Annotated in this window: 6 protein-coding genes; all 6 read left to right on the forward strand. The window is 49.7% G+C overall.

Annotation, left to right across the window (positions count from 1 at the left end; all coding sequences use genetic code 11):
• Nucleotides 1-83 precede the first annotated feature (83 nt).
• A complete protein-coding gene (locus tag ACQ4M5_RS26770) occupies nt 84-1703 on the forward strand; it encodes a glycosyltransferase family 39 protein (protein WP_430678789.1) in 1620 nt (539 codons plus the stop codon).
• A gap of 27 nt (nt 1704-1730) precedes the next feature.
• Nucleotides 1731-2960, forward strand: coding sequence for a glycosyltransferase (locus tag ACQ4M5_RS26775; protein ID WP_430678790.1), 1230 nt, complete (start codon nt 1731-1733; stop codon nt 2958-2960).
• A 93-nt stretch (nt 2961-3053) separates the two neighbouring features.
• Complete coding sequence (locus ACQ4M5_RS26780) at nt 3054-3968, forward strand: J domain-containing protein (RefSeq protein ID WP_430678791.1); 915 nt, start codon at nt 3054-3056, stop codon at nt 3966-3968.
• 20 nt (nt 3969-3988) lie between these two features.
• On the forward strand, nt 3989-5170 hold the full coding sequence (locus tag ACQ4M5_RS26785; RefSeq protein ID WP_430678793.1) for an ATP phosphoribosyltransferase regulatory subunit: 1182 nt from the start codon (nt 3989-3991) through the stop codon (nt 5168-5170).
• Nucleotides 5171-5245: 75 nt separating this feature from the next.
• Nucleotides 5246-5446, forward strand: a complete 201-nt coding sequence (locus ACQ4M5_RS26790; RefSeq protein WP_430678794.1) for a hypothetical protein — start codon at nt 5246-5248, stop codon at nt 5444-5446.
• A gap of 229 nt (nt 5447-5675) precedes the next feature.
• Nucleotides 5676-5852: a hypothetical protein gene (locus ACQ4M5_RS26795; protein ID WP_430678795.1), complete on the forward strand. Its 177-nt coding sequence runs from the start codon at nt 5676-5678 to the stop codon at nt 5850-5852.
• The last annotated feature ends 464 nt before the right edge of the window (nt 5853-6316 follow it).

Raw genomic sequence — 6316 nt, forward strand, 5'->3', positions numbered from 1 at the left:
ACCGTTGTCAAATTAAGCACTTGAATCATAGCCGAGAACCCTCGATCGGGAAGACTAATTGCAGCCCTCCAGCTATTCAAATCATGATTCATCCCAATGCTCTGCTCTACTGGCGGAAAAAGCTATCGTTAGAATTGCTACTCGGTTGTGCGATCGTTATCGGTCTCTGTTTCCGCCTCTTCAATCTCGGAACTCGCGAATTTTGGTACGACGAAGTATTGTCGCTCTTGCTCTCTACAGGTCAAAGACCGAAATACGCGCTCCCCGATGGCACGATCGCGCTTTCGCAGTTAACAACTCTCTTATCTCTGCCACCAGAAGGTTCAATTTCCGCATTTCTAAAAACGTTACAAGGTTTAGTTCGAGGTCTTTACAGCGGAGAACCCCATCCCCCAATCTTTTTTCTCACTCACCACATTTGGTTGCGCCTGTTTGGAAATAGCGAAATCGCGATGCGAACTTTACCGATGCTTTGGAGTGTGGGCGCGATCGCGGCAGCTTACGGATTGGGACGAAAACTACTCGATCGACGCGGCGGATTACTCTTCGCGGCACTTTTAGCAACGAATCCGCTTTACCTATTCCACTCGCTGAACGTCCGAATGTATACGCCGCTCGTCTTGTGGGCGATTCTCAGCGTTTGGGCACTGCTTGAAATCATCGATCGACCGCGTTGGAAATGGCAAATTGCTTTCATTGTGTCGATCGTAGGTGGCTTACTAACGTTTTATCTATTCGCCTACTGGGTTGTCGTTCTCGCAGCGTTAATCCTTGTATTAGATCGCAAACATTGGTTTCAGCATGGATTGAGAATGTCGATCGCTGGATTGCTCACCATTCCTTGGGCAATTTCTGGCACGTTAAAACAATTGCGAAATGCTGACCTCGATCGATTCGGAGTGCGAGAAGGCAACCCTGCCTTTTTACACCTCCAAGATCTCTTCCAAACGATAGGGACGCATCTGATCGTCGGCGACTGGGCAACCAGTCTGACACCGGGGAGCATCGCACTCATGGGACTATTTGCCAGTATCGGACTCGGACTCGCTGTAATCTATCTTTGGAAGTCTGGTCAAAAATGGCGCTTGACGGTAACGTTGGGGATGAGTATATTTCCCCTGCTCCTAGCATTTTGTGTCGATGTATTGACGCGAAAATATACGCTGGGATTTGGATGGGGTCGAGCGCTGATTTTTGTGCTGCCAGGATGTTTATTGCTGATGACGATCGCAATTCGACAACTCAAGGCAAACCAAGGCATCGTAGCTCTCATGCTATTGTTGCTTTATTTAGCGATCGACACCGGGGATTTGACTTTGAGACCCCGATCGATGTTTCATCAAGTGGCGGAAACGGTTCAACTCGACTCGACTCCGGTACTGATCGCAATGGACTCCAGGGCTTGGGGGCACGTCAATCGTCTGGCGTACTACATCCCGTCTACCAGTCGTGTGGATTTATTGGCGCAGCCTGCCAGTCAACTCGCGACCCATCTTAAAACCGCACTTGCTCAATCCCGCTATCGTCGGGTCATTTGGCTTGAAAGTGCCGCTCCGATTTGGTCTGCGCCTGCTACGGCTGTAGAACGTCAACAAATTCAGCAAGTTTTAGAGGAACGATTCTCGATCGCCAAGACTCAATCTCTCCGGGGAACTATGAGCCTGGATGAGTTTCAACTTAACCTGTATCAAGCTGCCCAATAATCTCTGTCGTCCTACTCAAATTGTCGCATGATTGTCCCTCCTTCCCTGCTCCCGCCGCCCTCTGGTGCGTTAAGAATTCCGTACAGTTCTGAGCTTGAGAGACCGACCAAGCCTGTTTATTTCTCGCTCGTGGTTCCGACTTACAACGAGGGGCGAAACGTTGAACAGGTGGTGCGCGTTCTATCCAGCCTGCTCGATCATGCGCTGCCAAACGATTACGAGTTGATTATTGTCGATGATGACAGCCCCGATCGCACTTGGGAAATCGCGCAGCAGATGACGGTGGAGTATCCCAATCTGCGGGTGATGCGACGACAGGATGAGCGAGGATTATCAACGGCTGTGATCCGAGGATGGCAAGCGGCTCGTGGCGAAGTTTTAGGGGTGATTGATGGAGACTTGCAGCATCCGCCGGAAGTCTTGCTGAAACTGGTTCAAGCGGTCAAGCATGGCGCAGATTTAGCGGTTGGAAGTCGTCACGTTGAAGGAGGCGGCACAAGCGATTGGGGCTTTATTCGTCGGTTTCTCTCTCGTGGCGCACAGATGCTTGGATTGATTATTCTGCCAAGCGTGGTCGGTCGAGTCTCTGATCCGATGAGCGGCTACTTCATGGTGAGACGCGACGCGATCGCAGATTGCCTCATGAGTCCGCTTGGCTACAAGATTCTTCTCGAAGTTTTGGGACGCGGGCGCGTCGATCGAGTTACTGAAGTCGGCTATGTCTTCCAAGAACGTCAAGAAGGCGAAAGTAAAGTCACTTGGAAGCAGTACATCGAATATTTGATGCACCTTGGAAAACTGCGATCGCGGGGACGAGTCGGACGACTGCGGGAAAGATTCCAGTTGGGACGCTTCTTACGCTTCGGCTTGGTGGGACTCAGCGGCGTATTTGTTGATATGCTCGTTCTCTACTTATTAAGCGATCCCAGCACGCTGGCTTGGAACCTGACCCGGAGTAAAATCATCGCCTCGGAATTAGCGATCGTCAATAATTTCCTTTGGAATGATCTCTGGACGTTCGGCGACATCTCCCGCAGTCAGCGAGGCAATCGTACCCGACTTAAACGTTTTCTCAAGTTCAATCTCATCTGCTTAATGGGCTTGATTTTGAACGTCTTGATTCTGAATCTGCTGTATAACGCCTTCGGAATCAATCGCTATGCTGCGAATCTGATTGCGATCGTGCTGGTCACGTTCTGGAACTTCTGGATCAATCTCAAACTGAGTTGGCGTGTAACCGACGTGCGACGAAAATGATTCCGTTCTGGCTGTCGCGATCAGGGGATTTGAAGGAACTATAAAGACGGTGAAACATCCACCCAATTGTTCCTTGAAATCACAGGTTAACCCATGAGCTTCCAGATTGATCGCGGCTTATTTCTGCTTGACTTCTCCGATTTTCACGCGATTTTAGGAGTCTCGATTGAGGCAGAAGTCAAAGAAATCCGTAAACAATACCTGAAGATCGCCCGCCGCCTGCATCCCGATAGCTGTGTGGCAGCTTCCGAGAGCGATAGACAGCTTGCTGAACAACTGCTATCGAAACTCGTCAATCCCGCATGGCAAAATCTTTCGCAGGACAAAACTCGAACCGATCATCTGTTGGTTCTCAAGATGAAAGGGCAAGGAGCAGCCCGCAAACGGCACGAACTGAATTTTGGAACTCCCCTCGCAAAGCAGCTTTTATCCTCAAGCAATGCGGATTACTTCTATCGAACAGCCCTAAAAGATTTATCCGATCGACAATACGAACATCTCGACCAAGCGATCGAACTCACCGTCCAAATCAGCGAACTTAATCTGGCATATCTAATCTGTCGAGACGGCAATTTCGACAGCACCCCTTCAAAGAGCCAAATCTATGCGACTACTTCGACTTCAACCGCTCCCAAAGCGTCCACTCCAGCGGCTCAACCCAAAGTCGAATCGCTCAACGATCAGTACTACCGTCGCGCAGAAGGATATATGGCGAAGGGAAATTATGCTCAAGCAACGATAGAATTGCGAGATGCCCTAAAGATTGAGCCAAACAGTAGCCGCTGTCACAGTTTAATGGGTATGGTGTATTTGCGGCAGAATCAACCGACGATGGCGAAGATTCATTTCACTAAAGCGCTGTCGATCGATCCGCAAGACTCGATCGCGCTGGAGGGCAAACACAAGCTCGATCCTCCTACCGCGAAATCCACGCCCAAAGCCTCGACGAGTTCCAGTTCAAAATCCAGCGGCGGTCTGTTTGGTGGTCTTTTCGGCAAGAAAAAGTAACCTCGCATAGTACAGATTCAATGGTTTACCAGCCCCCCGCAGGGAGTCGCGACCTCCTGCCCCTCGATGTTGCCCAAAAACGTTGGATAGAAGATCGGCTCCAGCAGGTGTTTCACGGTTGGGGCTATCACCGGATTATCACTTCGACTTTGGAGCGGTTGGATACGCTGATGGCAGGTGGCGCGATCGAGCGCTCAACCGTGATTCAATTGCACCAACTCGAAGAAGAGACGCTCGGTTTACGTCCAGAATTAACGGCATCGATCGCCCGAACGGTTGCGACTCGTCTCGCGAGTAGTACCTTTCCTCAACGGCTTTACTACAACGCGAATGTATTTCGTCGCGCTCAGGAAGGGAGCCACAGTCATCAGCAAGAATTTTATCAAGCTGGAGTTGAACTGCTCGGTGGTGGCGGGTTGCGATCGGATGCGGAAATTCTCCTAATCCTGCTCGACTGTTTAAAGAGTATTGATTTGACTGGGCAGTTGATTCTTGGAGAAGCGGGATTAACGCGATCGCTCTTATCTGCATTCCCCGAAGCGATTCGTCCGAAAGTTCGTCGTGCGATCGCGCACTTGGATCGATTGGCATTAGAAGCTTTGCCGTTATCAGATTCAGAACGCGATCGAGCGTTATTACTTTTAGATCTACGTGGAAAACCTGCCGACGTTCTCCAAAAAGCCAGCGCTTTAGATTTGAACGAGACAGAGCGAGAAAGCGTCAATAATCTCAAATCTTTGATCGAACTTCTGCAAGCTAGTGTCGATGTCCGAATCGTGTTGGATTTGAGTTTGATTCGCACATTCGATTACTACACCGGGATTGTGTTTGAAGTGGTAACGCAATCGGGGCAAGTCGTTCTCGGACAAGGCGGAAGATACGATCGCTTACTCGGTCAATTCCACCCCCAAGGCGAATCGATTCCGGGGATCGGCTTTTCCCTTCAGCTTGAGAACCTACACCAAGTGTTGCTCACGACCGGACAGCTACCGAAACAAACGCAGGCGTGTGATTGGCTCGTGGTGTCGGAGGTTCCGCAGTTGGCGTTTGCTCATGCTCAGAAATTGCGGGAAAACGGCGATCGAGTCGAGGTTGACCTCAGTTGTGAAACGGCTGAAGAGATACGGAACTATGCTGAACAGCGGCGGATTCCTCGAATTGCCTGGGTGAAGGCGGATGGGGAAACTGTAGTTGAACGGTAAATAATTCTGATTCCAACGATATGATCGTCAATGTGCGATCTCGATCGCTGGTGTTCTGTGGGTTCAATTCCCGCGATGTCAAAGATGCAAATCGATTCAAACCGCAACTATCGAGTCCTCGATTCTTCAGAAAGTTATAGCTTCGGGGAATTTGAAGAATTCCCCTATGAGGCTGAAGACATTCTCGCGGATCTCGATTGCAGTTTGGAACGCAGGGAGCTTGATCTGGAAAGAGCGGAGGTTCCTATCGATCGACTGGAATTTTTACAAACTTAGGAGTGTGGATTAAATAAACCCGAACTTTTGCCCCGGCGAATAGAATTCGCAGCTAGACAAACGAAGTCCGCCCCACGCGGACTAACAGCCATTTTCTCTAACCCGTAACGGCGGGTTTTGTCTGTGTAGCTGCGAATTCTATTCGCCAAGCAAACGTTCGGAGTTATTAAATTCACATTCCTTAGTACGTGGCTTCGTTCAACTTGCGGCAGAATTGACGGCGCTGGATATGAAAACGGAATCGTCTGCGACTGTTTTAAGTGGAGTTGTGACGACAGGGAATTTGTGGAGGCTTGAGTTGTTCGATCGGCAAACTTGCCTCGTGAGCGAAGACCGCAATTTATATCAAATTCCACGCGATTTGAAGGATGTCTTCAGGATTCTAGTCGCGCTGGCACAACAGTAAAATCTAGTCCAACGACTAAAGTGAGCGACGGCTGGGAATCCCTGAAACATCACCAGCAACCTTCAGTCCGTCCGCTGCATTTGAATTCTTAGCCTGCGTATGCGTAGCCAAGGTTTACGCATACAATACCTAGTGCAGTTCGGCGAAAATAAAGCAGCAGCTTAGTGGGGTTTCGGTTCAAAGCCTTGGAACTTCCAGTTGAACAGCTTTGCCATTGTGCAATTGAAGTACCGAATGAGGGCTTGAATCTGCTGCTTGAGATCCTCAGTGGAAGTAAAGTTGCCGCGTCGAATCAGTCGTCTAACTAAGATACTAAACCAACATTCAATTTGATTGAGCCAAGAGGATGTTTGGGCACGTAGACGAAGCGAATGCGATGGGTTGGGTCACTCAAGAAAGTCGAACTAAGGAAGCGGATTGATGGGTATTGAGTTGATCCAGCACAAAGATCCAGCCTGCCTCTG

It is taken from the genome of Leptolyngbya sp. AN10, assembly GCF_050565645.1.
GTDB lineage: Bacteria > Cyanobacteriota > Cyanobacteriia > Leptolyngbyales > Leptolyngbyaceae > Leptolyngbya.

Coding starts and splice junctions, on each gene's coding strand:
- ACQ4M5_RS26790 (WP_430678794.1), top strand. CDS start 5,246: ATGTCAAAGATGCAAATCGATTCAAACCGCAACTATCGAGTCCTCGAT.
- ACQ4M5_RS26785 (WP_430678793.1), top strand. CDS start 3,989: ATGGTTTACCAGCCCCCCGCAGGGAGTCGCGACCTCCTGCCCCTCGAT.
- ACQ4M5_RS26795 (WP_430678795.1), top strand. CDS start 5,676: ATGAAAACGGAATCGTCTGCGACTGTTTTAAGTGGAGTTGTGACGACA.
- ACQ4M5_RS26770 (WP_430678789.1), top strand. CDS start 84: ATGATTCATCCCAATGCTCTGCTCTACTGGCGGAAAAAGCTATCGTTA.
- ACQ4M5_RS26775 (WP_430678790.1), top strand. CDS start 1,731: ATGATTGTCCCTCCTTCCCTGCTCCCGCCGCCCTCTGGTGCGTTAAGA.
- ACQ4M5_RS26780 (WP_430678791.1), top strand. CDS start 3,054: ATGAGCTTCCAGATTGATCGCGGCTTATTTCTGCTTGACTTCTCCGAT.